25 protein-coding genes, 1 tRNA gene and 1 riboswitch are annotated in these 25,374 nt (G+C 54.4%); of the genes, 9 read left to right on the top strand and 17 right to left on the bottom strand.

The window, feature by feature from the left end; all coding sequences use genetic code 11:
* Nucleotides 1-75: 75 nt before the first annotated feature.
* From AC2FLJ_RS09515 to AC2FLJ_RS09470, 10 genes are all read right to left on the bottom strand, one after another.
* Nucleotides 76-1,425: a UDP-glucose dehydrogenase family protein gene (locus AC2FLJ_RS09515; RefSeq protein WP_496697399.1), complete on the bottom strand. Its 1,350-nt coding sequence runs from the start codon at nucleotides 1,423-1,425 to the stop codon at nucleotides 76-78.
* On the bottom strand, nucleotides 1,425-2,534 hold the full coding sequence (locus AC2FLJ_RS09510) for an NAD-dependent epimerase/dehydratase family protein (RefSeq protein ID WP_282170095.1): 1,110 nt from the start codon (nucleotides 2,532-2,534) through the stop codon (nucleotides 1,425-1,427). Before AC2FLJ_RS09510 ends, AC2FLJ_RS09515 begins: the two co-directional genes overlap by 1 nt.
* Nucleotides 2,535-2,845: 311 nt before the next feature.
* On the bottom strand, nucleotides 2,846-3,544 hold the full coding sequence (locus tag AC2FLJ_RS09505; RefSeq protein WP_496697401.1) for an SDR family NAD(P)-dependent oxidoreductase: 699 nt from the start codon (nucleotides 3,542-3,544) through the stop codon (nucleotides 2,846-2,848).
* Nucleotides 3,541-4,836: a DUF4910 domain-containing protein gene (locus tag AC2FLJ_RS09500; protein ID WP_496705473.1), complete on the bottom strand. Its 1,296-nt coding sequence runs from the start codon at nucleotides 4,834-4,836 to the stop codon at nucleotides 3,541-3,543. Before AC2FLJ_RS09500 ends, AC2FLJ_RS09505 begins: the two co-directional genes overlap by 4 nt.
* Nucleotides 4,837-4,841: 5 nt before the next feature.
* On the bottom strand, nucleotides 4,842-6,110 hold the full coding sequence (locus AC2FLJ_RS09495) for a class I SAM-dependent methyltransferase (RefSeq protein WP_282170092.1): 1,269 nt from the start codon (nucleotides 6,108-6,110) through the stop codon (nucleotides 4,842-4,844).
* Between the two features lie 429 nt (nucleotides 6,111-6,539).
* Entirely contained in the window at nucleotides 6,540-7,415 is an 876-nt protein-coding gene (locus AC2FLJ_RS09490; protein WP_496705471.1) for a hypothetical protein, read from the bottom strand.
* 12 nt (nucleotides 7,416-7,427) lie between these two features.
* Complete coding sequence (locus tag AC2FLJ_RS09485; protein ID WP_496697409.1) at nucleotides 7,428-8,525, bottom strand: Gfo/Idh/MocA family protein; 1,098 nt, start codon at nucleotides 8,523-8,525, stop codon at nucleotides 7,428-7,430.
* Between the two features lie 603 nt (nucleotides 8,526-9,128).
* A complete protein-coding gene (locus AC2FLJ_RS09480; protein ID WP_496697410.1) occupies nucleotides 9,129-9,788 on the bottom strand; it encodes a hypothetical protein in 660 nt (219 codons plus the stop codon).
* A gap of 5 nt (nucleotides 9,789-9,793) precedes the next feature.
* A complete protein-coding gene (locus AC2FLJ_RS09475) occupies nucleotides 9,794-10,651 on the bottom strand; it encodes a hypothetical protein (RefSeq protein ID WP_496697412.1) in 858 nt (285 codons plus the stop codon).
* Between the two features lie 344 nt (nucleotides 10,652-10,995).
* Entirely contained in the window at nucleotides 10,996-12,129 is a 1,134-nt protein-coding gene (locus AC2FLJ_RS09470) for an aminotransferase class I/II-fold pyridoxal phosphate-dependent enzyme (RefSeq protein WP_496705468.1), read from the bottom strand.
* Between the two features lie 154 nt (nucleotides 12,130-12,283).
* Between AC2FLJ_RS09470 and AC2FLJ_RS09465 the strand changes: the two genes are divergently transcribed.
* Nucleotides 12,284-14,029 (top strand): GMC oxidoreductase, encoded by a 1,746-nt coding sequence (locus tag AC2FLJ_RS09465; protein ID WP_496705466.1) that lies wholly within the window; start codon nucleotides 12,284-12,286, stop codon nucleotides 14,027-14,029.
* A 162-nt stretch (nucleotides 14,030-14,191) separates the two neighbouring features.
* Here the strand turns inward: AC2FLJ_RS09465 and AC2FLJ_RS09460 are convergent.
* Nucleotides 14,192-14,267 (bottom strand) — tRNA-Lys (locus tag AC2FLJ_RS09460).
* Nucleotides 14,268-14,478: 211 nt separating this feature from the next.
* Between AC2FLJ_RS09460 and dapF the strand changes: the two genes are divergently transcribed.
* Nucleotides 14,479-15,321: a diaminopimelate epimerase gene (gene dapF, locus AC2FLJ_RS09455; RefSeq protein ID WP_496705704.1), complete on the top strand. Its 843-nt coding sequence runs from the start codon at nucleotides 14,479-14,481 to the stop codon at nucleotides 15,319-15,321.
* Nucleotides 15,318-16,574 (top strand): tRNA (N(6)-L-threonylcarbamoyladenosine(37)-C(2))-methylthiotransferase MtaB, encoded by a 1,257-nt coding sequence (mtaB, locus tag AC2FLJ_RS09450; protein ID WP_496705464.1) that lies wholly within the window; start codon nucleotides 15,318-15,320, stop codon nucleotides 16,572-16,574. Before dapF ends, mtaB begins: the two co-directional genes overlap by 4 nt.
* Nucleotides 16,575-16,665: 91 nt before the next feature.
* Here the strand turns inward: mtaB and AC2FLJ_RS09445 are convergent, their stop codons facing one another.
* The 4 genes from AC2FLJ_RS09445 to AC2FLJ_RS09430 all read right to left on the bottom strand — a co-directional run bounded on the left by AC2FLJ_RS09445 (nucleotide 16,666) and on the right by AC2FLJ_RS09430 (nucleotide 19,765).
* Nucleotides 16,666-17,451 carry a cytochrome c1 gene (locus AC2FLJ_RS09445; protein WP_058272709.1) on the bottom strand — a complete coding sequence of 262 codons (786 nt, stop codon included), beginning with the start codon at nucleotides 17,449-17,451 and terminating at the stop codon, nucleotides 16,666-16,668.
* 17 nt (nucleotides 17,452-17,468) lie between these two features.
* On the bottom strand, nucleotides 17,469-18,800 hold the full coding sequence (gene petB / locus AC2FLJ_RS09440) for a cytochrome b (protein ID WP_108860628.1): 1,332 nt from the start codon (nucleotides 18,798-18,800) through the stop codon (nucleotides 17,469-17,471).
* A gap of 15 nt (nucleotides 18,801-18,815) precedes the next feature.
* A complete protein-coding gene (petA, locus tag AC2FLJ_RS09435) occupies nucleotides 18,816-19,400 on the bottom strand; it encodes a ubiquinol-cytochrome c reductase iron-sulfur subunit (RefSeq protein ID WP_058272711.1) in 585 nt (194 codons plus the stop codon).
* Between the two features lie 116 nt (nucleotides 19,401-19,516).
* Complete coding sequence (locus tag AC2FLJ_RS09430) at nucleotides 19,517-19,765, bottom strand: hypothetical protein (protein WP_496705461.1); 249 nt, start codon at nucleotides 19,763-19,765, stop codon at nucleotides 19,517-19,519.
* Between AC2FLJ_RS09430 and AC2FLJ_RS09425 the strand changes: the two genes are divergently transcribed.
* The 3 genes from AC2FLJ_RS09425 to AC2FLJ_RS09415 all read left to right on the top strand — a co-directional run bounded on the left by AC2FLJ_RS09425 (nucleotide 19,764) and on the right by AC2FLJ_RS09415 (nucleotide 21,472).
* Nucleotides 19,764-20,312 carry a helix-turn-helix domain-containing protein gene (locus tag AC2FLJ_RS09425; RefSeq protein ID WP_496705459.1) on the top strand — a complete coding sequence of 183 codons (549 nt, stop codon included), beginning with the start codon at nucleotides 19,764-19,766 and terminating at the stop codon, nucleotides 20,310-20,312. The two genes, AC2FLJ_RS09430 and AC2FLJ_RS09425, sit on opposite strands and share 2 nt — an antisense overlap.
* The gene (locus AC2FLJ_RS09420) at nucleotides 20,309-20,842 is read left to right on the top strand and encodes a GNAT family N-acetyltransferase (RefSeq protein ID WP_496705457.1); all 534 of its coding nucleotides are present in this window, start codon (nucleotides 20,309-20,311) and stop codon (nucleotides 20,840-20,842) included. The genes AC2FLJ_RS09425 and AC2FLJ_RS09420 overlap by 4 nt, the downstream gene beginning before the upstream one ends.
* Before the next feature lie 186 nt (nucleotides 20,843-21,028).
* Nucleotides 21,029-21,472, top strand: a complete 444-nt coding sequence (locus AC2FLJ_RS09415; RefSeq protein ID WP_282119709.1) for a c-type cytochrome — start codon at nucleotides 21,029-21,031, stop codon at nucleotides 21,470-21,472.
* Between the two features lie 52 nt (nucleotides 21,473-21,524).
* Here the strand turns inward: AC2FLJ_RS09415 and AC2FLJ_RS09410 are convergent, their stop codons facing one another.
* The gene (locus tag AC2FLJ_RS09410) at nucleotides 21,525-22,133 is read right to left on the bottom strand and encodes a glutathione S-transferase (RefSeq protein ID WP_496697428.1); all 609 of its coding nucleotides are present in this window, start codon (nucleotides 22,131-22,133) and stop codon (nucleotides 21,525-21,527) included.
* Between the two features lie 74 nt (nucleotides 22,134-22,207).
* Entirely contained in the window at nucleotides 22,208-22,819 is a 612-nt protein-coding gene (locus AC2FLJ_RS09405; RefSeq protein WP_496697430.1) for an FMN-binding negative transcriptional regulator, read from the bottom strand.
* Nucleotides 22,820-22,872: 53 nt separating this feature from the next.
* Nucleotides 22,873-23,020, top strand: a riboswitch (FMN riboswitch).
* A 72-nt stretch (nucleotides 23,021-23,092) separates the two neighbouring features.
* Here AC2FLJ_RS09405 and AC2FLJ_RS09400 point away from each other — a divergent pair.
* The 3 genes from AC2FLJ_RS09400 to AC2FLJ_RS09390 all read left to right on the top strand — a co-directional run bounded on the left by AC2FLJ_RS09400 (nucleotide 23,093) and on the right by AC2FLJ_RS09390 (nucleotide 25,374).
* Nucleotides 23,093-23,533 (top strand): 6,7-dimethyl-8-ribityllumazine synthase, encoded by a 441-nt coding sequence (locus tag AC2FLJ_RS09400; RefSeq protein WP_496697432.1) that lies wholly within the window; start codon nucleotides 23,093-23,095, stop codon nucleotides 23,531-23,533.
* A gap of 94 nt (nucleotides 23,534-23,627) precedes the next feature.
* Nucleotides 23,628-24,728 (top strand): chorismate synthase, encoded by a 1,101-nt coding sequence (gene aroC / locus AC2FLJ_RS09395; RefSeq protein WP_496697434.1) that lies wholly within the window; start codon nucleotides 23,628-23,630, stop codon nucleotides 24,726-24,728.
* On the top strand, nucleotides 24,712-25,374 hold the full coding sequence (locus AC2FLJ_RS09390) for an HD domain-containing protein (RefSeq protein ID WP_496705454.1): 663 nt from the start codon (nucleotides 24,712-24,714) through the stop codon (nucleotides 25,372-25,374). Before aroC ends, AC2FLJ_RS09390 begins: the two co-directional genes overlap by 17 nt.

Raw genomic sequence — 25,374 nt, 5'->3', positions numbered from 1 at the left:
CTTGGGAACCCTCTTGCGCTCTCCACTCTCTCTGGATCGTTTGTCCGGCCAGGTCGCCTTCGGACGTTTGGGCGATCAGCACACCAAACCCTGCAGCCCAATTCCTTCGTAATTCGCGACACTGTCTTTCGGGATCATCCGACGTCCGTCGATGACCAGCGGTTGTGGGACAAACGTTTTGACCAATTCGGGCAATTTTGAAAACTCGGGCCATCGGGTCACTATCATCAACGCGTCCGCACCTTCGATCGCCCGGCTCAGTTCGTCCTCATAAGCAATTGAGTCGCTAAAATGAGCTTCAGCTTCGTGGCGCGCAACCGGATCATAGGCGACGACCTCAGCCTGTTCGGTCAGTAACTTGTGGACAATGGTCAAAGCTGGGCTTTCTCGGATATCATCAGTTCCCGGTTTAAAAGCCAGGCCCAAGACAGCAATCCGCTTGCCGCGAAGGTCAGGGAAATGAGATTTCAATCGGTCCAGCATCTGGCCGGGTTGGTTATTATTGGTCTGCATTACTGCATTCAGCAAAGGCATCGGAGATCCGGCGTTTTCTCCATACGCAATCAGCGCCTTTACATCTTTGGGGAAACAGCTGCCACCAAAACCGCAACCGGCCGCCAGATAAGTTATGAAACCGGGCCAGATGCGCTCCGCGTTCTCCGGTAGGATAGGAGTAAACCGTTTGTCCAGATGCATACCCTCCATCGCCTCGACTACATCAACTCCCACTTTGGCGCAGAGATTTCCGATCTCATTCGAGAATGAGATCAAAGTCGCCAACAAAGAGTTCGCGGTGTATTTTATCATTTCCGCGGTAGCAGGGTTTGTCCTTACGATATCAACATTAGGAAAAACGGAGTAAAGCTCGTCCATCGCGGCTATCGCACGGTCATCACCTCCGCCGATAACGATGCGGTCAGGATGCATGAAGTCCGTGATGGCTTCGCCCTCTTTGAGAAACTCAGGGTTCATGCCAATACCGAAATCTTGGCCCGCTCTTTTGCCCGAAGCCTCCTCCAGAATTGGCGTGACAACCGTGTCGGTTGTTCCCGGAACGACTGTGCTTTTTACCACTACGACGTGATAGGCATCCTTGTCCTTGATTACCTCACCAATCTGGCGCGACACGTCGCGGATATACCTCAGGTCGATTTCGTTGCCATCGAACGGCGTGCCAACAGCAATCAGCGAAATGTCCGAATTCAAAACCGCATCGCGCAGATCTGTCGTTCCGTGCAGCGTTTGGCCTACAGTCTGGCACAAGAGATCTGCCAACCCGTCTTCGTGAATAGGTGGCGTGCAGGCGTTGATCTGACCTATTTTCTGCTGAACCTTATCGACACAGACCACGTCGTGACCCTTCATTGCCAGACAAGCGCCCGAGACCAACCCAACATATCCCGTTCCTATGACTGATACACGCATCACATATCCTCTGCGTCTCGATTGCCGCTGTACCAAATCATTGCGCGACGCAGCCCCTCGTCCACTCCGATCTCAGGGTCGTAGCCAATATCGGACCGGGCTTTAGCGATGACCGGGCAGCGACGATTGGGATTGTCGACAAGGTAGTCTTTGTCTTCCGAGACTTGAAAAACCGCTTTGCCCTGATAGCCAAATTCGTCGCGGGCAATTGCGATAACACGCTCGGCCAAATTAGCCATAGAGATTTCGGGGTCTTCAATACCAATGTTGTAGGCTTCGCCCGGCTTTCCGTTCAACAGAATCTTGTAGTAACCGCAGACGGCATCCGCGACATAGCAAAATGTCCGAGTGGGCGCGCCATCGCTGAACATCACGATATCGCGTTCAGCAAAGATATCGCGGGCAAAATCCGGCAGCACTCGGCGGTCCGAAATTTTCAGGCCTGGGCCGTAGTTATTGAACGGACGCGCTATCGTTATCGGCAGATCGTGTTGTTGGGCGAACACTACGCAAAGCGTTTCGCCGTATCGCTTGGACTCGTCATAGCAAGCTCGCGGGCCAGTGCACGACACATTTCCCCGGTACGTTTCCGGAGTTGGAATGTTTTCGGGGGTTGGATCACCGTAGATTTCGGATGTTGAAAAAAAGAGAAACCCTTTGATCGGTTTTTCCTTTGAATGCTGCGCCAAAGCGTAGTCCAACATATACCGCAATCCACCGACATTGGCGTCCATCGTCTTCAGCGCGTGTTGGCGGTAATAGATTGGCGAAGCGATCGAGGCCGCGTGGATGATGTAATCGAAATCGGCCATGTCATCCGGCAACGGTTCCGTAATGTCATGGGTTACCAGTGCTAGGTTGTCATCATCCTGTATGGACTTCAGCCAATCCGGTACGCCGCGCATGTAATTGTCAAACACTGTTATCTTGATCGGTGCTTGACCCGAAACGTTGTTCCAATGGACCACGGATTGCACCAAATAATACCCCAAAAAGCCTGCCCCTCCGATAATCAAAAGGCTTCGGCCTGACATGGTTTCAAATTCTGGTCCAAGCTTGGAAGCGATATATTCCAAATCGGTGAACACAACTTCTTGAGCGGTTTTCACGAGGCTTCTCTCTGCAAACTCAATGATTGGTGATACGGAACTTTGAATCTCGCGATGAACACAACGCTGCTTACTGCAGGCAAATTCTTTCTGGTTCGAAGTCTTGAAACCAAACGGAGACCTGGGTTGGTGTCGACTGTATTCAACTTGATTCACCGAAGAAAAATTTCATTTAGATCTTAGCATGCACCGCAGTGGATGAAGCAAAAGATTGTTAAGTGAATTCAACTTGCGACCCCGCCAAGTCAAACGGAGTGAATGCTGCAACTATCCAAGTTGCATTGTTGCAGCTTGGTTTTTTACCTGGACGGCTAGAGCTTTTTAGCCGGGCGCACATGAATGTCGGTCACTTCCGCTGTGTTTGCCGACAACAAAGACTGCAGCACAATCTGCGATATGTCATCCGGCTGCAGTAGAAGGTCTGGATTATAAGCTCGGTTCTCTTCTGCGAAAATACCTTGCTGCATGGCACTTGCCGTTCGCCCAGGAAAGACGCTTAAGACACGGACGCCGACCGGGTTCAACTCATCACGCAAGGCGTCGGCAAAGGCTTTGAGCGCGTATTTGCTGGCTGAATAGGCGCCGGTGCCACCTCGGGCGTTGTTCCAAATCGATGAGTTCAAAAATACTACCGATCCATGTCGGGCTGATAGCGCGCGCGATAACGCCTTCGTCAGAACCCAAGGCGCGCGCATATTTATTCTCCACATCCGGTCTAATTCCGTGATCGGCGCACGCGCAACGGTGCCCATGGCAAAGTCGCCAGCGGCGTGAACAAGTATATCAAGCTCATCGATAGTGGATGAAATTTTGTCGGCAGCAGCTTCCATCGCCCCGTCGTCAGAGAGGTCAACTTTATGCCAGATAAGTCGGTCACTCTGTTTCGTTTTACGCGACAATGCATGAACTTCGGCACCTTCGGCCACTAAAGCCTCGGAAATTGCGCCGCCGATTCCACCGCTTGCCCCTGTAACCAAGGCAACTTGCGACTCAAATCGAGCCAACCTCATGACGCGACTACCAGCAAGCCATGTTGCAGCAAAATTTCAGCCGCACGCGCCACACGATCAAACCCAAGTTGAGATCGCTCAGCGATATCCAAAAGACTGTGATCCCCATCCGAATAGTTCAGCACCCAAAGCAACGCCATCTGCTGCTCCTTGGAATCCGATCTGCCACCAATCGCGTCATACAAGCCACGTCGTCCAAGCATCGGTTCCCCTTTCGGGTTGAGGTTCATGAACTTTTTGTCACGCTCAAGGATATCGATTACCTTCTCCAACCTAGTCAACGAGTCTTCCAACGCTTCCGGTCTGACGAATTCGGGATTGTCCGCCGAGGTATGATACTCTGGGAAACTGGCATATGGCGTTCGGGAAAAACAGCCCATTGGCATGTCAAAGCCCGGCGAACAAAACTGCCTTTCGTCATAACCATAGGGTTCGAATTCCAGCATTTTGTGATCCGGTTGATCCTGAATCACCAATCTGACTGCCCGGTTGATTTCTGTGTCATCTCGGCGGCTTTTCTTGTAGTGAAACGCCCCCGGATCGCCAAGGTTTGCCAGCACCAGACCATGCTTGACCCGGTCAACGGTTGCAGTGTTGCGCGCGAGCCAAGTGATCGAGCCAATTGTGGCGGGGATAAACAGAACACGGATTGTGTGCTGCGGCTGCGGCCCTTCCAATAGTCGACGTGCAAGTTCAGTCGCAACCACAATCGATGATAGGTTGTCATTAGCCAAAGAGGGATGGCAAATGTGGACCGACAGTAGAATTTCATCCTTCGTTTGCCCTGGTATGACACACTCAGCGTAGGTGAGAGATCCGTCCTCAAGCGTCGCGTCCACGACGACCTCATATTCCCCTTCCTGCATAGCCTCAAGATCACGGTGTGGCAGACAAAAACCCCAGTTCTCCGCGTAGTACCCGGTTCTATAGGGAATCCATTCGGGATTCGAAGGATCCGAATGCAGGTGTGGCTTCAGTTCCGACAGTGACATACGGGTGTGCACCGGACGACTATAGCTTACGATATGCAGATTGTGCTTTTGGAAATCGATCACCCTGTTCCCGGAGGCATCAGCAACCCAAGCGTCGCGAATGGTCCATTCCTTTGGGACATGCCAATCCAGAACGGGTTCGCCTGACGGGACCTCGGTGACGGAAAGTGGAATATGCTCGCCTATCAGCGAAAGCGTTTCGCGTACACCTGGGCCCGTGATTGAACGGCATATTGGATATAGGCGAACGAGCTGAGAATGAAGCAACTCCCCGACGGGGGTATTCGTGCGATCCGCCATCATCACTACTCTAAGACCTTTACTTCGGGCAATGGAACAACAAATCTTCCGCCCCATTCGACTATGCCCTTCATCGAGTCCATGATCTCTTCTTTGATGTTCCACGGAAGGATCAGCACATAATCGGGCCGAGTCTCGAAAATCTTATCGGGCGCGTGGATCGGAATACGTGTTCCTGGCAGCAACTTGCCCATTTTGGCAGTGCTCACGTCTACGGTGTACTCAAGAAGATCCGTCTTGACGCCACAAAAGTTCAAAAGGGTGTTTCCCTTGGCGGGTGCTCCGTACCCGACGACGAATTTTCCAGCTTCCTGCGCGTCCATCAGGAACCTCAACAGATCCCGCTTTGTTTTGTGAACCTGTTTCGCGTAATCTCGGTATCGATTGAGCGACGTTAATCCCTCAGCCACTTCGCGAACTTCAAGTTCGGCCACGGATGGCAACACCGGATGATGGGTATCCACGTCCTCCGCACGGCAGGCGAACACTCTCAACGACCCACCTTGTGGCGCGATCTCTTGCACCTCGAAGATCTTGAGCTTGTGGCGTTCAAAAATCTCCCGAACTGCAATCAATGAGAGGTAGGAATAATGCTCGTGATAGATCGTGTCGTAATAGTTCTTTTCGATCAGATTCAGCAGATGCGGGAACTCCATTGTAAGCACCCCACCCTCTGCCAGGGCGGGATGGAAGCCGCTCACAAAATCGTCAATGTCCGGGACATGGGCCAGTACATTTGCACCGTGGAGAAGTTTAGCCTGCAGGCCTTCGCTTTGCAGCCACTTACCAGTTTCACGGCCGAAAAAGCGAATTTCCGTTGGCAAACCGTTTTCGCGCGCGACCTTTGCGACTCCTGCCGATGGCTCGATCCCCAGCGTAGGCACGCCATTTGCGTGAAAATACTGAAGCAGATAGCCATCGTTGCTTGCGATCTCGACAACCCGGTGTTCCGGGCCGATCCCAAATCGTTCGGTCATCTCGGCGACATAGCCTTTTGCGTGACTCAGAATCGTCGACGAGAAGGACGAGAAATAAGCGTAATCCTCATTGAATATGGTTTCGCGCTGTTCGACAGCTGGCAACTGGACCAGCCAACAGTGTGGGCAAACATATGCATGAAGCGAATAAAATGGCTCTGGCTCGAGAACTCTGGACGGATCTACATACGAATTCGCCAGCGGCGTGGCGCCTAGATCGACAAATGTTTCGGCTAAACCTTTGCCGCAACCTCGGCACGAAAGCTTGACGCTCTTTGGAAAAACCTGATCGGGCATAACAACATTCAAAACAATGAACAAACACGAATTTGGTAGCATAGATGGAACGTCACCCAAAGCCATTTTTCCTGACTAGGTAGACTCTTAGGTCGCCAATCAAACCTAAGTATCGGTTTCGTTGATCTGTGAAAAATGAGGCATATGAAACAGCTGGTCACCGTTTGTTTCTGGCTTTTCAAGATTAGTCAGGAATCATCGGCGCTTAGCGCTCTGGCCCTTAGACCGGTTTTAACACCTGCACTATGGTTGAAAATCACGACGTCAGCGCGCAAAGCAATGCGCATCGGATTTCGGCCAAACCAATAGATATGCATGCTCCCGGATCCAAAAAACGCAATTGTATCGGGCATGCCTTATTGTTTGCAAAAGTTTGACAATAAGGACATCAGGAGTGTCGGAACGGCCGAGTAGCTTGACGGGCTCAATTCATGCATTGCGTCGCCCGCCAATGTATTTGTCAACCAACGCCTTCGTCCCACGAATATTTCCCGCACTTGAAGCCCCGAACACAATCGATTCAACGCCCGGGAGCTCTGATATCCAGTGGATTGCTTCATCTGCGGGGATCGCCCCAGAGGCATAAACAGACATAGCGACAGCCCGCACACGTCCGGATTTCAATGCGTCAAGATAGGCATCAAATCCGCCAGACATACGGAAGCCGATCTTGTTGATATTCGAACAGATTATTGGGCGTTCAATGCCCTGCTTTTCCAGTATATCAAGAAGCAGGGGCATGTTCATTGTGATGTAAGCAGGCTCGGCGCCGTATTTCTCTTGGATGTGATCGTGGAAAATTCGGAAAGCCCGATGGAACCCCACGCCAATCAACAAATCAGCAAAGACGTTCTGTATGAAAACAACAGGAGTTTTTGCTCCCGTGAACATTTTCATCTCCATATCAATCATTGCCCTGGCGATGCCATCCATTTCTTTTGATGCTAGGGCTTTTGTCCCCGCAAGCGCGGTTGCAAACAGACCATCATTAGGCATGAGGTGTCTTATGGCCCCCAACATACCGTGGTCAGTTACGGCGTTGGCGTATTTATGCGCGTAGGGCATACAGGGGTAGAACTGGAAATCGCTGTAACGAACGGGATCGGCCCGAACACGATCAGCCACTTCTGAAATCTGATCGTGGGTCGTACACATGAAAGTGCGAATACCCACATCATAGGCAACATCCAGAACGTCCATAATCGCGTCAGTTCTCTGAAAACGCATCGCTTGCGCCCGCGCTTTTTCTTCGGACATGTGGTTGACGCCAAAAAACTGATTATCGCCGAAAAGCAACTTATCCACGTCATGCACTCCTTAAAGACGAAACCATCCACGCCTTTTCGCGGGCGCGGGCTGCGTGACGATCGGGGCTTCACCAACAGGCATACCGGTGTCGGCATTGGACAATATCATCGACATAGTTTTGTCGGTTTCGGTGGCAGAAGCAAAATCGTTTAAAATGAGGTCTGGTTTTCCTTGGGCCACAGCGGTGATAAATCCATCAAGCTGGGCTGAGTATTCTTCGCCTCGCAGATAGAACCACACGTCGTCCGTAAGATCTGTCGTATATCTGACGTTCCAGCCTTTGGTATAAGTCGGCAATTCAGGATCAGCATTTCGCAGATAAAGCTGACACTCCTGACGGTCAGCGAAAAGGCGTCCATTGGTTCCAATCATTGTGATCTTCGTCGACATTTTTCGATGGCTCTCGTCAGACCAGTTGACTGAAAGCTGTGCCGTGGGTCCATTATCCCATCGTAGGGTCGACATCACCTGATCATCTGCATCTTCTGAGAAAACGCGCGTGAGAACTGAGCCGGAAACCTGCGTTGGAGTACCAAAGAACCAGTTCAAAAGGTTCAAAGGGTGAGCCGCATAATCATAAAGGCAGCCGCCGCCTTCGGAATTGTCAGTGCGCCATGTGCTACGCCGATGACGCAGTACGACGGGTCCATAAGCTTCGGCCTGCACGTGTGTGATATTACCCAGTGCTCCGGAATTCAGGATTCTCCTGACTTCCTGGAACGCGCCAACATATCTGTAGTGATAGCCAACCTGCGTGACGACGCCCTTGTCTTTCGCCAACTCCGCCAAACGGAGGCTATCCTGCCAGTTAAGGCAAAACGGCTTTTCGCAAAAGACGTGCAAACCTTTTTCTAGGGCGGCGTAGGCCATGGACGCATGCAGACGTGACGGGGTCGCAATGACGACCGCATCCAAATCCTGAGTGGCAAGCATCTTTGCGTAGTCACTGTGAATTGTAACTTGCGCGTTCTTTTTCAGCACATCGCTGATGAATCTGGAATCATCACAGGCTACCGCATTGGCCATCGGATGCACATTGGCTATGGCATAGTGTGACAAGCCCATTTTACCCAGGCCAACAACGGCAATGTTGATTTTGTCCGCCATTCTCCAGTGCACCTCAAACTCATTAAAAAATTGACGCATGTCGCCACGAAGGTTGCACAAACGTAGACAATTCCAGTGTCATACACCACCGGGCGAAATTCAAATTGCAATGCTAGTACTTTTTGACGCAGTGGATCTTCAGATGGGTATGGGTGCCTCGACAATCATTCAAAATGAACCGTAACAACTTGAAGTTCTTTGTTACCAACGCTGTTACATGCTAAATTTGTTGGTGCGACAGTAAATTGAAGTCTGCAATTACAGCCTCAGAATTAACACAGACGCCGCGTTGACAGCGCTACCTTCAATAAACGCAACTCGATTAGACGACACAAACAAAATCGGTAACAGTTTGAAACCACCCTAGTGTTATGTTTCTAAATTCGAAACACTCTTAGGCAGAATCACTCACACGAAGCCACATACAATGGCGACGCCAAAGGCTCATCGACATGACGCTTGGGCAATACCTTCGATCACCCCTGTGCAAAAAGACAAATAGCAAACGCGTGTCGGTTGGGGTTGACGTGCGCATCAAACGGCCGCTGGACCAGATCCATTGAATTTGTGCATCACCCAACATCTGCTGCTTAATAGAGGCCGCTAACGTTTGGCAAAGGCCTTTTCGTATCGGGCGTCAGGCCAGACGCACAGCAGACCGTTACTTACCCGTGCCAACAGTTCGGCGTCATCTTCGTGGTCCGTCACCACTGTGGCATCATCCAATTGTCCAGCATCAAAATACGCTTCGGCATTCGCAAGCTTGCCTGCGCGGCGCCACTTCCAGCCGGATCTTAAGGAAGCTGCTGCAAGCTCAGGTCGGGTTCCGGGGTAGCATTGCAGTAAGGGCGCGATAATAGCTTCATAACCATTTGAGAAAACGACTAACCGCGCCGGCCGAGCCTTGCCTATTAGGTCCTCAAGTGCTGTGTTGGCGAAAGTGCGACCAAGCTTGGGAGCGATGCGTGCCCAACTGCGAAGGGTCCATGGCATCAACGTCGCGATGGCCATCACACGAAGCCAATCACGATAGTCTCGCGCCCGTCGCCGCCCGCCAATGACCCTCCACGGGCGTGTCAAATCAAGACCGCGCAAGATTGCCGCTGCCAAAGGAGCAGGACGCGCATGGGCCAGAAAGCACTCGGTAGAATTGCGCAACCAAAGTGTCTCATCGAAATCGACGATCAGCAGCTTGCCCGCAGCTTTTTCCATGGCATGTGTGAGCTGTTCAGGAGAAGCAGTTTCGTAAAGGGGACGCTGCATCACCATTAACTGTCCATACCGCCTGAAGACGACCATTTGTCGTGCTGTACATGCTGCATCTCACGTACCACTTTTCTTGTTTGCTTGAACCCTCGCAAGCAGAGCCACCCCAGAATAATGCCCCCGTGAATAAGGTAGCTTTCGCTCAGATTGGATGGCAACAACAATAGCCAGATCGACACGAACGAGAGTATTCGCAACACTTTAGACGGAAGTCCTACAAGGCCACTGCGTCCGTATCGGTACACGATGTATGGCACCCAACGGCGCAGGCATTGCGCAAATATGAGGGCTGCGCCCGCAGCAGGCAGGTAAAAGAACAGCAACGGAAACCCGTATTTCAGGATCTGTAAGGGTAAATAGACCCATACGCGGCTCAACTTATCGATACGGTTGTACGCATAATAGACCGCCCGAAGACAACCCAGTAAAGTGATCCAAGTAAGCAGGTATAAGAGTACAAATAGCCCGGTTGCTTCGGGTTCTGTAACCCACGCAGCCAGCAATGCCCCAGGCGCCGCAAACGCCACCGCCCACAACCAAGCTTGGCGTTCGGAGAAGTACGTCGCGGCCCTGTCAAAGCCAGGCGTTACCTTGGCTTCATGTTCAAGGCTTGCCGACACCGCGTCGTTTTCGAAGTAGCCGATCTCGTAGACGGTCCAGAAAGAAATGTGGAAGAAAAAAATGGCTAGGGCGACGCTGATTGGATCCGATGAAAATGGCACGAATGCCAACAGAACCAACAGCAAATCATCGCCAAGATTATCGAGAAAAAACGGTAGGCCGGTAGACTTGTTGCGTTTGAAGCGAAACGAGTAGTCTAGCGGAACATACCTGCGCGGACTTTTTACATTGTTATCCATAAAGAACCTTTTACCGGGGCATTAGACGCACACGCATATCAATCACTATTCGATTATATTTTGACGACTCTACGATTTTTTGACGTGGTCGCAAAACAGATCAAGTTTCGACATAAGACTGCTGCCGCATTTGCGAATAGATGCTGTTTCCCTAAATCATTGGAAGCAGAACGTTTCTTTCAGATGTGAAGAAGGACAGTTTTTGACGTCTCGAGACCTTTTTGGATGTCGACTGCACATCAGTTCGGGCGGCAGGACGGTGCTTTGCGCGTCAACTCTGGGCCCCTTTCAATCTAGATACCAACTTTCACAATCGCGCAAACCAAAGTCCGAGGCGCATGAAATTATCCCTTGGAAAAATCGCGCGCGACCATTTTCACCAATGCGAGTGGATATCTCTCTCCAATCCCGACCCGGCAACTGCGCCGCAAAATATCCAGTGTTCGCGGGCACATGTCCGGAGCATATTCGATCGGCCGTTGCGCCCATGCCCAAGGATCGACCTTTGGATGGAAGGTCCTTTTTTCCAGGATCGGATCCCAGTTTGAATAAACGTGTTTAGTGCTGTCAAAAACACGACTAACCCCGCGGCGTTCGGCAAAAGCCTCGGCTTCGTTTTCCGTATCAAATGTAACGACGACACCAAGTGCATTCTCGGGGTCATTTTGTGGAGTGAGGGGGAAGCGACCTTTTTCTAGTGCTTCTGTCACCACCTCGTATCGCTTCTTCATACGTGAGATAACGCGGTGCAGTTTAGACAGTTGCGTATTCATCATGGCACCAGAAATCTCGTTTGCCCGCAGATTCAGCCCAATGAACAAAGGAGAGGGTTCGGTAAACGCATCATTCCGATAGGAAATCCCGATGTCGTGGTAGTTAAACGCACGAAAGTAGTCGTGATCGCTGCTTAACAAAACTGCGCCGCTTTCGCCGATGGTTATGTTTTTGTGCTGATTGAAACTGAAGGCGCCAGCGTCGCCAATTGCTCCGCAGTACTGACCCCTGTACTTTATCCCGACGGCCTGGCACGCATCCTCTACAACCAATAAACCGTGTTTCTTCGCGGTTTTAAGTATTGCGTCCATGTTGCACGGGCGGTTGCTCATGTGCACCGGCAAAATCGCCCGTGTGTAGGGTGAAATTTTGTTTTCTATGTCCTTTGGATCAATCGCCAGCGTCTCATCAATTTCGACCAGAATTGGCACCGCCCCAACGTGGACGACTGCCGCCGCGCTTGCCATCCATGTATATGCGGGAACCAGCACCTCATCACCGGGCCCGACACCCAAAGATGCAAGGGCCACGGTAAGGGCCGAGGTTCCGCTGTTAACCATCAGCGTTTGTTTCGCACCGGTCAGTTCGGACAATCGTTGCTCAAAACGGCGACAGTATTGGCCAGACCCAGAGTTTCGAAGCAGATCACCCCGAGCGATCGCTGTTCCCGCTGCCAACCACTCTCTAAATCCCAAACGCTGCACGCGACCGTCCCCCTGTCCCTGTTTTCAGATGGCCGTGCGAAGGTTTACAGATCGCTAAAAAGATGTTTCCAATATTCATCTCTAATTTACTCGCAAAATTCACCAAGTAATTTTTTCCAATCGCGCCAGATAAAAAGCGCTCCGACACAACAATATGGAAATTATTCAACTCCAAGAAGTACCGCATGAACAGGTGATTCGAACAGACGTACTGATCGTCGGCGGCGGAGCCTGCGGTTTGACCATTGCCCGAGAGTTGATCGGGTCAGGTCTAAATGTGGTCGTGGCTGAAAGCGGTCTGCAACAAGAAACACCTGAACATTCAGCGCTCAACACCGTGGACATGCCCGATGGAGTTCGATCCCAAGCTCGGGCCAAATTCAATTCAGGTCTGGCGACTCATTGGGATCAAGACAGCCAGCCATTCGGCGTCCGGTGTCGCGGCCTCGGTGGGTCCACATTGGCGTGGGCTGGGAAGTCTGCAGCTTTCAGCGAAATCGACTATCAGCAGCGGGAATGGGTTATCGGCTCGGGTTGGCCGATTTCACAGCGCGAGCTTGCACCATATATCGAGCGAGCCGGACAAATACTTAACCTTGGTCCACAGGTATACAACTCTGCTTTGTGGGAGCTTTTAGGGACGACTCCGGCGCAACCTTCAATCGACCCGGCGGTATTCGAGGATTGTTTCTGGCAGTTTTCGCGTGGCCGAGAAAACCCTCTCGACCTTTTGCGAATGGGGAGCGAATTCGCCAATTTGACCGCCAAAAACGTGCGTGTTCTGCTCAACGCTACTGCAACTAAGATAAACGTCGACACTACCGGAACCCGTTTCGAAAGCGTGAGTTTTGCAACGCTGTCGCCAGAAATCCGTAATGTTACAATCCATGCGGAAAAATGCGTCCTGTCGGCAGGAGCAATCGAAAACGCAAGGTTGCTACTGGTGTCCAACGATGTTCACCCAAATGGCTTGGGCAACCGTTTCGACTTGGTCGGACGCTATCTTTGTGACCATCTGCAGGCGGAACTCGGTTATTTTGACGCCTCCGACGCACAGAGAATGACGCAGCGATTTGGCTTTTTTGGCCTCCCCACAGATGGGCGCACGCATATGTACTCTAGTGGGCTTGCAACCTCCCCGGCAATTCAGCGAACCGAAAAGCTGTTAAACGGCGCTATCTTTTTTCTGGAGGAACGTTCTCAGGAAGATCCGGTCAGTGCGTTAGGGCGGTTATTGGGCGGCAAGAGCCAATCCAGATTGCAAGACGTGATGGTTGTGGCGCGAAGCCCGGTTTTTGCTCTTAAGGCCGCTGGAATGAAAGCACTGAATAGCGGAAAGCTCCCCAAATCCGTTCGCAATCAGATCGCCGAAGCTGCTGATGCACTCTTTCCAAATTCCTCTGTCCGCGAATTTCGTTATCGAGGGCTCCCACACAAGCTGGATGGCATCGTGGCCCATGCAATAATCGAACAAGCGCCCAATCCTGAAAACAGAGTCGTGCTTTCAGATCGTCAAGATCAACTGGGACAACACCTACCCAAGGTAAACTGGTCGACCGGTTTTGAAGAGCGCCACACACTGCTTCAAATGGGGAAGAACTTTGTATCCGAGTTCAAGAAATGCGGCTTACCACCCCCTCAGGTTTCCGAGTGGCTGCGCAATGGAAAGCCGGATCAGGCGGATATGTTTGATGTCGGGCACACCATGGGGACCACGCGAATGTCACTGTCACCAAGGGAAGGGGTCGTTACAACTGATTTGAGAATTCGAGATATTGAGGGACTTTATGCTGCCGGCGGTTCCGTTATGCCAACGACGGGACACGCAAATCCAACACTTATGATGATGTCCCTATCGATTCGCCTTGCAGATCACTTTAAGCAAAAGGGGGCTTCTTAGGCTGAATACTCGTTTCGCAGGTGTTCAGGATGAGTCCATTCCCAAGCGGTGAACGGACGAACGATCCACTATTTTCTTTCGGCTGAAATCAGATCCCTACATACAATGAATGCTACGGTGCTTCTTTGATCACTTTGTAGCAAGGATGGATAATTAAAAAAGTGGTGAGCCGTGCAGGATTCGAACCTGCGACCCACTGATTAAAAGTCAGTTGCTCTACCAACTGAGCTAACGGCCCACTCTTTTGTTGGATCTTGTCGATCCGTGGCGCTCTTTAAGTCATTTTCCCGACCGGGTTCAAGACCTTATTTGCACCTCGTTTCGCCAAAGTAATCAGTATTTCCGGCGACCCGATAGGCGGCCTAATTAGGCAGGTGGCGCTGGGGGGTCAACCCCCTTTTTAAAGGAATCTGCGTCGCAGGGTGGATTCCTTTCAGGCGCAGGGTTATATGCGCGCCATGCAAGGATTACAGAACACTGGTTTGCCCTTCATGAAGATGCACGGGCTGGGCAATGACTTTGTCGTTGTGGACGCGCGCGCGTCTGCGACGCGGATTAGCCCGGCACTTGCGCGGGGAATCGGGCATCGTCAATTCGGCGTAGGTTTCGATCAGCTTGCCGTGATCGAAAACGGCAGGTCGGATGCGCATCTGGTGTTCTACAATTCAGATGGATCTACCTCGGCAGCATGTGGAAATGCCACCCGTTGCATCGCCCGTTTCCTGATGCAGGAATCGGATAGATCCGACCTGACACTGACGACCGAACGCGGCACTCTTTACGCCAAGGACGCCGGAGACGGCCTGACCTCGGTCAATATGGGGCGCCCCCAACTGAACTGGAACGAGGTTCCGTTGTCTGAGGAGGTCGACACGCTGGAACTGCCCATCGAGGGAGCGCCGACGGCCACCGGGATGGGCAATCCGCATTGCACCTTTTTTGTTGATGATGCCGAGGCTATCCCTCTGACCGAGTTCGGTTCGCGTTACGAGAACCATCCACTCTATCCTGAACGAACCAATGTCCAAATTGCGCAGATCATTGGACCGGACCACATCCGCATGCGCGTGTGGGAGCGTGGCGTGGGCATCACCCTGGCTTCGGGATCATCCTCATGCGCCACAGCCGTTGCTGCTGCGCGTCGCGGCCTAACCGGGCGCAAAGTACAAATTGAGCTGGACGGCGGGACGATCTGGATCGACTGGCGCGACGATGGCGTTTGGATGACCGGACCAACCCGCCACGTCTTCTCGGGCACGTTGACACCGGAATTTCTGGAATCACTGGAATGAGCGCGCCGAAGTTCACCACCCTGGGCTGCCGCCTGAACGCCTATGAGACCGAGGCGATGAAAGAGCTGTCAGCGCAGGCCGGGCTCACCGACGCGGTGATCGTGAACACCTGCGCCGTCACGGCAGAAGCGGTGCGCAAAGCCCGGCAAGAAATTCGCAAGCTGCGGCGGGAAAACCCTGACGCGCGGCTGATCGTGACAGGCTGCGCGGCCCAAACCGAGCCGGACACCTTTGCCCGAATGGATGAGGTCGACGCGGTCATTGGCAATACCGAAAAAATGCAGCCCGAGACCTGGAAAGGCATGGCGGCGGACTTTATAGGCCAGACCGAAGCCGTGCAGGTCGACGACATCATGTCCGTCACCGAAACCGCAGGCCACCTGATCGACGGTTTTGGCACCCGCTCACGCGCCTATGTTCAGGTTCAGAACGGCTGTGACCATCGCTGCACTTTTTGCATTATCCCCTATGGCCGTGGGAACTCGCGCAGCGTCCCTGCCGGCGTTGTTGTGGATCAGATCAAGCGGTTGGTGGATCGGGGTTATAACGAGGTCGTACTGACCGGCGTTGACCTGACCTCTTGGGGCGCCGACCTGCCTGCGCAACCCAAGCTGGGCGATTTGGTCATGCGGATTCTGAAACTGGTGCCCGACCTGCCACGCCTGCGGATCAGTTCGATCGACTCGATCGAAGTGGATGAGAACCTGATGCAGGCCATCGCGACCGAACCGCGCCTGATGCCGCATTTGCACCTTTCCCTGCAACATGGCGACGATCTGATCCTGAAACGGATGAAACGCCGCCATCTGCGCGATGACGCCATCCGGTTCACCGAAGAAGCCCGCAATCTGCGCCCCGAAATGACCTTTGGCGCCGATATCATCGCTGGCTTCCCGACCGAAACGGATGATCATTTCGAAAACTCGCTGAAACTGGTGACCGATTGCGATTTGACTTGGTTGCACGTGTTCCCTTACTCCAAACGCGACGGCACGCCAGCCGCCCGCATACCGCAGCAGGTGAATGGGAACGTCATCAAGGACCGTGCCGCCCGCCTGCGCGCGGCCGGTAACGCGCAGGTCACGAAACACCTGCAGACCCAAATCGGCAAAACTCATCACATCCTGATGGAAAACCCGCATATGGGCCGCACCGAACAATTCACCGAGGTCGCTTTTGAGGCACCACAGCCCGAAGGGCAAATCGTGAAGGCAACAATCACAAGCGTCACCGGCACGCAGCTACAAGCCTGATCCGGCCTTCATCTGGCCCCCTACCCGATTGCTACAAAAAAACCCCCGCAGCCGGTGGCGCGGGGGTTCAAACATTTCGGGCCTGTGAAACTCAGTCTCGTTTCTTGCCTTTGACACCCGCCCACAGGCGCTTGTTCACAAGGTACAGAAGCACCGACAACAGCGACAGGAACAGCACGCCGACAAAGCCCGAGTATTTGCGCTCCATCATCTTCGGCTCGGCCGTCCACATCAGGAAGGCTGCGATGTCTTCGGACAAGGCTTCGACAGTGGCCGGGTGGCCATCGGCGAATTCAACCTGATCTTCGGACAGCGGCGGTGCCATCGAGATCCAGCCTCCGGGGAAGGCCTTGTTCTCATACAGGATGGTGCCTGCTTCTTCTTTTTCTTCACCGGTATAGCCGTCCAGCAGCGAGGCGATGTATTCCGCGCCACCCATGCCTTTGAAGAACTGATTGATCCCCAGACCATAAGGCCCGTGGAATCCAGCGCGGGCCTTGGCCATCAGGCTCAGGTCCGGTGCGCCAACACCGTCATTGACCGGGAAGTGGTCGGTCGGGATGGCCGGACGGAAATCGTCCAGCTCGGGATCGAACACTTCGAAGTTTTCTGCCGAATAGGCGATGACTTCTTCTTCCGAATAGCCCAGCGCTTCGAGATCACGCAGAGGCACATAGCGCAGGCCGTGGCAGGCTGCACAGACCTCGGTATAGATCTGAAGGCCGCGCTGCAGCTGGTTTTGATCCCAGGTGCCAAAGGGGCCTTCAAACGAGAAGTGGAAGTCTTCGATGTGCTGCTCGCCCCCACCTGCTGCGAAGGACGCAGCAGGGGTAAGGGCCAAAGCAAACGCGGCACCGATTGCAAGTTTCTTGAACATGTTTCCGGTCCCTCTTATTACTCGGCCGGCGTGGCGTCAGCGTCAGCCTTGCCATAATGCGCGTTGAAGTCTTCTTCGATGGTCTCTGGCTGTGGCAGCGGTTTTTCGATGACACCCAGGATCGGCAGGATCACGAAGAAATAGGCGAACCAGTAGGCGGATGCGATCAGCGAGAAGGTCGCATAGGGCTCTTCCGCGGGCATTGCACCCAGCCACATCAGGGCAAAGAAGTCGATGATCAGCAGATAGAACCACCACTTGAACATCGGGCGGTATTTACCCGAACGCACGGTCGACGTGTCAAGCCAGGGCGCCAGCGCCATTGCCAGGATCGCACCGAACATCGCAATCACACCAAAGAACTTGGCGTCAACGATGCCACCGGTGATGAAGCTGGCAAATTGTACAACCCAGACCTCACCGGTGAAGGCGCGCAAGATCGCATAGAATGGCAGGAAGTACCATTCGGGAACGATGTGTGCAGGCGTTACCAGCGGGTTGGCTTCGATGTAGTTGTCCGGGTGGCCCAGATAGTTCGGCATGTAGCCGACGATGGCCCAGAACACGACCAGGATCACGGCCAGAGCGAACAGGTCCTTGATCACAAAGTACGGCCAGAATGGCAGCGTGTCTTTCTCGGCATCGGCTTTCGACGTGCGGCGAACTTCAACACCTGTGGGGTTGTTGTTGCCGGTGGTGTGGAAGGCCCAGATATGCACGATGACCAGAGCCGCGATAACGAACGGCAGCAGATAGTGCAGCGAGAAGAAGCGGTTCAGCGTGGCATTGTCCACCGCGGGTCCGCCCAGCAGCCAAGTCTGGATCGCGTCACCCACAAACGGGATCGCGCCAAACAGGCCGGTGATCACGGTCGCACCCCAGAAGGACATCTGACCCCAGGGCAGAACATAGCCCATGAAGGCAGTACCCATCATCATCAGATAGATAAGCATACCGATGATCCACGTGATCTCACGCGGGGCTTTGTACGAACCGTAGAAAAGGCCGCGGAAGATGTGGATGTAAACCGCAACAAAGAACAGCGACGCGCCGTTCATGTGAATGTAGCGCAGCATATAGCCGCCATTCACGTTGCGCATGATGTGCTCGATGCTGGCGAAGGCCAGATCGACATGCGGGGTGTAGTGCATCACCAGAACGATACCGGTGACGATTTGCAACGCCAGGCAGAACGCTAGGACGATGCCCCAGATCCACCACCAGTTCAGGTTCTTGGGGGTGGGGATCATGATGGTGTCGTAAATCAGGCCGACGATGGGCAAGCGGCTGTTCAGCCACTTCTCGCCGTTTGTCTTCGGCTCGTAATGATCGTGGGGAATTCCGGACATAAGTTTGGGTCTCCCTTAGCCGAGTTTGATGGTGCTGGCGTCGGTCCACTCAGCGGGCGGAACGGGCAGGTTTTCAGGTGCGGGACCCTTGCGGATACGTCCGGCCAGATCGTAGTGCGATCCGTGGCAGGGGCAGAACCAGCCACCAAAGTCGCCAGCATCGCCCAGCGGCACACAGCCGAGGTGCGTACATACGCCCATCTGAACAATCCACGCGCCCGGCGCTTCGCCCTCGGGCGACGGCATCACGCGGTTGGCGTCGGTTGCCGGAGCATCCGCGTTCAGGTTGGAGTTGCGGGCCAGCGGATCAGGCAGTGCATCAACGCCTTCGGCGTCCTGTTCCTGCGCTTCTTGAATTTCGGCACCTGTGCGGTGGCGGACAAACACAGGTTTACCCAGCCATTTCACGGTCAGCTGCGTACCTGGCTCAACGCCGCTCACATCCACGCGGATCGAGGACAGCGCCTGAACGTCTGCCGATGGGTTCATTTGATTGATCAGGGGCCATACGGCTGCACCCGTCGCGACGACACCTGCGCCGCCTGCGACGTAGTAGAGGAAATCTCTGCGGGTGCCTTCGTGGTCTTCTGCGTGGGACACGAGGTTTTCTCCGATTCCGGCGCCCGGGGGTAACCCGAGCAAACATGCATCAGCACCGCATCAAAGCGGCGTCTCATCGCGGCTATCTATCCGGGAGAATTCGGTTCGTCCAGCGGTCATAGGCGCGCAGTGCGCCACAACAGGGCATTCATGTCACAACGAGGGGCGAAAGTTTCAAGATACGGACCTGTTTTTTGGCGAAAACACTCCGGTCCCCCGGCTTTTCCAAATGTGATTCGATTCGCTTCGGCGGGGTAGAACGGTGCTGAACAGACCCAGCCCCACAAGGTTTTGCATAATGCCGATCCGCCCACCTTGAACTTTTCGTCATATTCGGGAATATTTCCGTATATGAGAAGCTCCATGGAAGCCACCTCTGACAAACTGGCCACGCATTTGCGTGGATTGCGAGAGCAGCACGGCATGACCCTCGATACTTTGGCTGGAAGAACCGGTCTAAGTCGCGCCACCCTGTCGCGGATCGAGAAAAACGAAGTCAGCCCGACCGCCGAGACGCTAGGCCGTCTGGCAACGGTTTATGCAGTGCCGATCTCTCAGCTACTTGCCTCGCTGGAGCAGGGTTTCCAGCCAATCGTCCGGCGGCACGACCAGCCGTTCTGGACGGATCGTGGGCGCGCGTTTCAACGTCGCAGCGTTTCGCCCCCCAGTGGGCACCTTTCGGTTGAATTGATCGAAGGAACCCTGACCGCGCGGCAGCGCATCGCCTATGATGCACCCGCAGTTCCTGGGCAAGAGCATCACCTGTATGTCTTGTCCGGGCAGATCGAAATCACGGTCGAGAGGAAAGCTTATGACCTTCGACAAGGGGATTGCCTGCGGTATGTTTTATTTGGCGAGACCATATTTGAAACGACCCATAATCCCTGCACTTACGTGATCGCATTGTCATGACCGTTCAGACACCCAACGTCTCCCGTCTTACCCCGGCGGATATCGACAACAATCTGACAGATCTATGCCGCACGCTTGTTGACAGCGTTGCCGACGGTGCCGCGATCAGCTTCATGATGCCGCTCGACCATGGCAGCGCCGCGCGGTTCTGGACGGATGACGTCAAACCCGCGATCGAAACAGGCGAGCGGCACTTGTTTGGCGCATATTATCAGCGTCGTATGATCGGTACGGTCCAGCTGTCGCTTGCCATGCCCCCAAATCAGCCCCACCGGGCAGAAATCTCGAAGATGATCGTTCACCCTGATGCCAGGCGTCGCGGTTTGGGCAAGGCCCTGATGCAAGAAGCCCTGAAATCCGCACAAGAAGCCGGGAAGACACTCATCACACTAGACACGCGCACCGGAGACGTCTCGGAATCCCTTTACAGGTCTGTCGGGTTCAAACCGGCAGGTGTCATCCCCGATTTCGCATTCGACCCGGACGGAAAATCCCGTCACGCGACGACCTATATGTACCGATACCTTTGACTTAAGCTCGAATTCACGGTGACGCCCGACATAGTAAGACGCGCCGCTTCTGCAGGGCATATAGATGTAGAAAATCTGGGTTAAAAATAGATATTTTACAAAGGCTTAGTCATGTTTGATTTCGATTGAACTTTAGACGCAAATGATCGAAATGCGGGAAATCCCAATCTCTGCAGGACGTCTCTCATGTCAAAGCTCTTTGCACCAACCCTGATCCTCGCACTGACCGTGCCCTTTCAGGCGATAGCGGCCGGTGATCCGGCGAAAGGCGAAAAACTCTACAATCGCTGCTCTTCTTGCCACGCAATCATCAAAGATGGCCAAATTCTGGTCAAAGGCGGCATCACTGGCCCGAATCTTTACGGCGTCGTCGGTCGCGTCGCAGGAACCGAGTCAGATTACCTGAACGGAAGCGAGCGTTTGCCCATCGGAATGTTCACCGACGACATGATCCGGGCGGGCCAGGAAGGGCTGGTCTGGACGCAAGAGAATATCGCCACGTATTCCAAAAACCCGATCGCATTTATTCAGGAGTATCTAGATGACGAAACCGCGCGCCCAAACATGAGCGTCAAACTGAAAAAGGGCGCCGATGACATCGCAGCCTATCTGGCGACGTTCAACGAATGATGTCTGTCGCTGGTCGTTCTGCCATCAAAGCGACCAGCGCATTGATCCCCGATCAGGCCGGCGGTTGCGTTGCGGCCATGCTGGGACGCTCGGCAAATTTTTCGTACCAGGCGGCCAGCGCGTCATTTCCCTTGCGCCATCCGCGCGCATCGTGACGGAAATCGACGTAGCCCAGCGCGCAGGCCACTGCGACCTGCCCCATACCCAACGGTCCGGACAGATGCGCCATCCACCGCTGGTTCAACGCGGCGCAGGCGCGTTCTATCTTGTCCCATTGCGCATCGGCCCAGCCCTCCCATTGCTTGTCTTCGGGCCGCATCCGAGCCTCATAGGTGATCAGCAACGCCGCATCCAGAATACCATCCGCCAGCGCCTCAAGCGTCAGCACATCCCAATGCCGGGCACCGTCCTGATAAAGACCGGCCTGCGCGCGCGCGTTCAGAAACGCACAGATAACGCGGCTGTCGAACAGGGTCGGTCCATCTGGGCGCTCTAACGCGGGCACTTTTGTCAGCGGAGCTTTGGCCAATAGCGACTCGGCCGGGGACATTGGCGTCGTTGCAACGTTCAGCAGTTCGACATCCTGTAACTGGTCTGTTTCATGCAACAAAACCATAACCTTACGGACATAGGGCGAAGTGGGACTGAAATAGAGTTTCATAAGAGATCTCCCTGAATTGCCGGAACTCTACAGCACCAAATTTAAAACAAAACCCGTCAATTGGTGCGCCAACCTCACCCTCTCATCAATTTTTGCAGAGCATCAAGCTCGGACCCGATCCCGTCGTTTGCGATGTGTTCTGCCGCGCTCAGGCGGACTGCATCGGGCTTGTTTTGATTCAGCTTCCAGGTGCCTTGAATGTCGTCAATGCGAAACCGGAACGGCACAATCATACGCATCATCTTATCCAACGCGTCCTTGCTCATCTTGCCGGTAGTCCAAGGGGATTTGGGCAGCAGACGCGCCTCATAAAAGGCGGACTGGCGATTTAGCAGGTCCAGCAACTCTTCTTGCGGGCGCTGTTCTAACTCACCGATCAAATGCACAGCGACATAGTTCCATGTCGGAACCTGGTCGTCGATCCCGTACCAATCCGGCGATACGTAGCCATCTGGCCCCGTGACAGCGATTCTGGCTGGTTTAGGGTCTTTCAGCATGCGGACGATCGGATTGGATCTGACAAGGTGCAGCTCGGCCAGCGCGCCATCCTCAGACAGCAGAAACGGCACGTGGCTAATCAACGGCGCTTCATCCGTCGACACCGCAAGAACCCCGAACGCGCGGTCACGCGCAAAGGCAACATGGCGCTCGGTCTCTTCCGCGCGAAATGCTGGATTGGGATGCATGGCTGTCCTCCTGCGAAATCTCTTGCAGAACCGGCCGCACCTTGGCAAGGTCCGCCCGTTCTCAGGGCGGGGTGAAATTCCCCACCGGCGGTATGCGGGCGATGATCCGTAAGCCCGCGAGCGGCCCCGGTGTGCGGGGTGTCAGCAGATCTGGTGAGATGCCAGAGCCGACGGTTAAAGTCCGGATGAAAGAGAACGTGCAGCGCGTCGGCCCTGGCTTGCGCCTGCCCGTGATCGCCTTGGGTGACGTGTCTGTTGCGAAAGGAGATCATGATGACACACACCCGCTATGCTTTTGTGAAAGCCAACTGGCATTCCGATATCGTTGACCAGGCTCTCGAAGGGTTTCTGGAGCTTGTCCCCGCCGAACAGGTTGACGTTTTCGACGTCCCCGGCGCATTCGAAATGCCGCTGCTGGCCCGCGATCTGGCCCAAACCGGGCGCTATGCCGCGGTCGCCTGCGCGGCGTTTGTCGTGAATGGCGGCATATACCGGCACGATTTCGTCGCGCAAGCCGTAGTCGATGGGTTGATGCGCGCCAGTATGGACACCGGTGTTCCGGTACTGTCAGTCTCGCTGACGCCGCACCAGTATCAGGAAACCGATCACCACAATGCCATCTACCGCGCGCATTTTGTCGAAAAGGGTCGCGAGGCTGCGCAGGCGGCCCTGAAGATCACCCAAACGCGTGCGTCGTTGACGCGTGCCGCATAGGCACAGTTGGTTGGGGTTCCCCTGCCCCAACCGCAAATCCGCTTGAGGCCAAGGGCCTCGCCCGCTAATCACGACGCGCAAAGGAGCATGCCCCATGTCGATGAACAGTTTTGGCCACCTTTTCCGCGTCACCACCTGGGGTGAAAGCCACGGGCCCGCATTGGGTGCGACCGTCGATGGCTGCCCTCCGGGTGTTACGATCGACGAGGCGATGATTCAGCAATGGCTGGACAAGCGCAAACCGGGTCAGAACAAGTTCACCACCCAGCGGCGCGAGCCAGATCAGGTCAAAATCCTGTCGGGCGTGTTCGAAGGGCAAACCACGGGCACACCGGTGCAGCTGATGATCGAGAACACGGATCAGCGCTCGAAAGACTACGGTGATATCATGGACAAGTTCCGTCCAGGGCACGCCGATATCACCTACTGGCAGAAGTACGGCATCCGCGATTATCGCGGCGGCGGGCGCAGCTCGGCCCGGGAAACTGCGTCGCGTGTGGCCGCAGGCGGGCTTGCGCGTGAGGCGATCAAACAGATCGCATCGAATGTGCAGATCACCGGATACATGACCCAGATCGGCCCGCACAAGATTGACCGGAGCAATTTCGACTGGTCCCAGATTGAACAGAACCCGTTCTGGACCCCGGACGCACAAGCCGCCGAAGACTGGGCCAACTACCTGGACGAATTGCGCAAGTCCGGGAACTCGGTTGGTGCGATTGTCGAGGTTGTGGCCCGTGGCGTCCCAGCAGGCATCGGTGCGCCGGTTTACGCCAAGTTAGACACTGATTTGGCCGCTGCGATGATGTCCATCAACGCCGTCAAAGGTGTCGAGATCGGCGAAGGCATGGCCGCTGCCGAACTGACGGGCGAAGCCAATGCGGACGAGATTTTCATGGGCCAGAACGGCCCGCAATACAGCTCAAACCACGCGGGCGGTATCTTGGGCGGTATCTCGACTGGGCAGGACATCGTTGTGCGGTTTGCGGTCAAGCCGACTTCGTCGATCCTGACCACGCGCAAAACAATCACCAAATCGGGTGAAGAGACCGAGATCATCACCAAGGGCCGTCACGATCCCTGCGTCGGCATCCGCGCCGTTCCGGTGGGTGAGGCGATGATGGCTTGCGTGATCCTCGACCACCTGCTGCTGCATCGCGGCCAGATCGGAGAGAACCGTGGACGAATCGGCTGATCTGCGCACGCGCCTGCGCGCCGTCGTTGCGCAACGTATGGAAACCGACCCTGCGCATGATCTGGCCCATCTGGACCGGGTCTGGGTAAACGCGCAGGCCATTGCAAACGACCAGACTGACATGCCGGTGCTGTTGGCCTCCGCTTATCTGCATGATCTGGTAAATTTGTCCAAGGACGACCCAGACCGCCATTTGGCATCGCGCCGATCGGCCGAAGAATCAGAGTCTATTTTGCTAAACTTGGGCTATTTTGCAGGTCAGATCCACGCAATCAAACATGCTATCGAGGCACATAGTTTTTCGGCCAACATCACGCCGGAAACGCTCGAAGCCTGCATTCTGCGCGATGCCGACAGGCTGGACGCGCTGGGCGCGATTGGAGTTGCCCGGAATTTCTCAGTCTCCGGTGCTTTGGGACGGTCGCTTTATGACCCGGCAGATCCCTTTGCTGCCAGCCGCCCGCTGGACGACCTGCATTTTTCAATCGACCACTGGAAGGTCAAACTACTGGGCCTTCCTGGCGATATGCTGACCGAGGGTGGCAAAGAGATCGCGCAGCGCAGAATCGCACGCATGATCCGCTTTCTGGAAGAGTTCGCGCAAGAGATCGGCAGCCCACTGCCGACCGATTGGACGAATCTGTAA

The organism is Ruegeria sp. CDSA034, from assembly GCF_059612275.1.
The sequence above is the reverse complement of the archived record's forward strand: the minus strand, read 5'-3'. Positions and strand labels throughout refer to the sequence as shown.

What these genes read in the sequence shown, in the direction of transcription:
- AC2FLJ_RS09515 (WP_496697399.1), bottom strand. Translation starts at nt 1,425, where the DNA reads ATGCGTGTATCAGTCATAGGAACGGGATATGTTGGGTTGGTCTCGGGC.
- AC2FLJ_RS09505 (WP_496697401.1), bottom strand. Translation starts at nt 3,544, where the DNA reads ATGAGGTTGGCTCGATTTGAGTCGCAAGTTGCCTTGGTTACAGGGGCA.
- AC2FLJ_RS09500 (WP_496705473.1), bottom strand. Translation starts at nt 4,836, where the DNA reads ATGGCGGATCGCACGAATACCCCCGTCGGGGAGTTGCTTCATTCTCAG.
- AC2FLJ_RS09495 (WP_282170092.1), bottom strand. Translation starts at nt 6,110, where the DNA reads ATGCCCGATCAGGTTTTTCCAAAGAGCGTCAAGCTTTCGTGCCGAGGT.
- AC2FLJ_RS09485 (WP_496697409.1), bottom strand. Translation starts at nt 8,525, where the DNA reads ATGGCGGACAAAATCAACATTGCCGTTGTTGGCCTGGGTAAAATGGGC.
- AC2FLJ_RS09480 (WP_496697410.1), bottom strand. Translation starts at nt 9,788, where the DNA reads ATGCAGCGTCCCCTTTACGAAACTGCTTCTCCTGAACAGCTCACACAT.
- AC2FLJ_RS09475 (WP_496697412.1), bottom strand. Translation starts at nt 10,651, where the DNA reads ATGGATAACAATGTAAAAAGTCCGCGCAGGTATGTTCCGCTAGACTAC.
- AC2FLJ_RS09465 (WP_496705466.1), top strand. Translation starts at nt 12,284, where the DNA reads ATGGAAATTATTCAACTCCAAGAAGTACCGCATGAACAGGTGATTCGA.
- dapF (WP_496705704.1), top strand. Translation starts at nt 14,479, where the DNA reads ATGCGCGCCATGCAAGGATTACAGAACACTGGTTTGCCCTTCATGAAG.
- mtaB (WP_496705464.1), top strand. Translation starts at nt 15,318, where the DNA reads ATGAGCGCGCCGAAGTTCACCACCCTGGGCTGCCGCCTGAACGCCTAT.
- AC2FLJ_RS09445 (WP_058272709.1), bottom strand. Translation starts at nt 17,451, where the DNA reads ATGTTCAAGAAACTTGCAATCGGTGCCGCGTTTGCTTTGGCCCTTACC.
- petB (WP_108860628.1), bottom strand. Translation starts at nt 18,800, where the DNA reads ATGTCCGGAATTCCCCACGATCATTACGAGCCGAAGACAAACGGCGAG.
- AC2FLJ_RS09425 (WP_496705459.1), top strand. Translation starts at nt 19,764, where the DNA reads ATGGAAGCCACCTCTGACAAACTGGCCACGCATTTGCGTGGATTGCGA.
- AC2FLJ_RS09430 (WP_496705461.1), bottom strand. Translation starts at nt 19,765, where the DNA reads ATGGAGCTTCTCATATACGGAAATATTCCCGAATATGACGAAAAGTTC.
- AC2FLJ_RS09420 (WP_496705457.1), top strand. Translation starts at nt 20,309, where the DNA reads ATGACCGTTCAGACACCCAACGTCTCCCGTCTTACCCCGGCGGATATC.
- AC2FLJ_RS09415 (WP_282119709.1), top strand. Translation starts at nt 21,029, where the DNA reads ATGTCAAAGCTCTTTGCACCAACCCTGATCCTCGCACTGACCGTGCCC.
- AC2FLJ_RS09410 (WP_496697428.1), bottom strand. Translation starts at nt 22,133, where the DNA reads ATGAAACTCTATTTCAGTCCCACTTCGCCCTATGTCCGTAAGGTTATG.
- AC2FLJ_RS09405 (WP_496697430.1), bottom strand. Translation starts at nt 22,819, where the DNA reads ATGCATCCCAATCCAGCATTTCGCGCGGAAGAGACCGAGCGCCATGTT.
- AC2FLJ_RS09400 (WP_496697432.1), top strand. Translation starts at nt 23,093, where the DNA reads ATGACACACACCCGCTATGCTTTTGTGAAAGCCAACTGGCATTCCGAT.
- aroC (WP_496697434.1), top strand. Translation starts at nt 23,628, where the DNA reads ATGTCGATGAACAGTTTTGGCCACCTTTTCCGCGTCACCACCTGGGGT.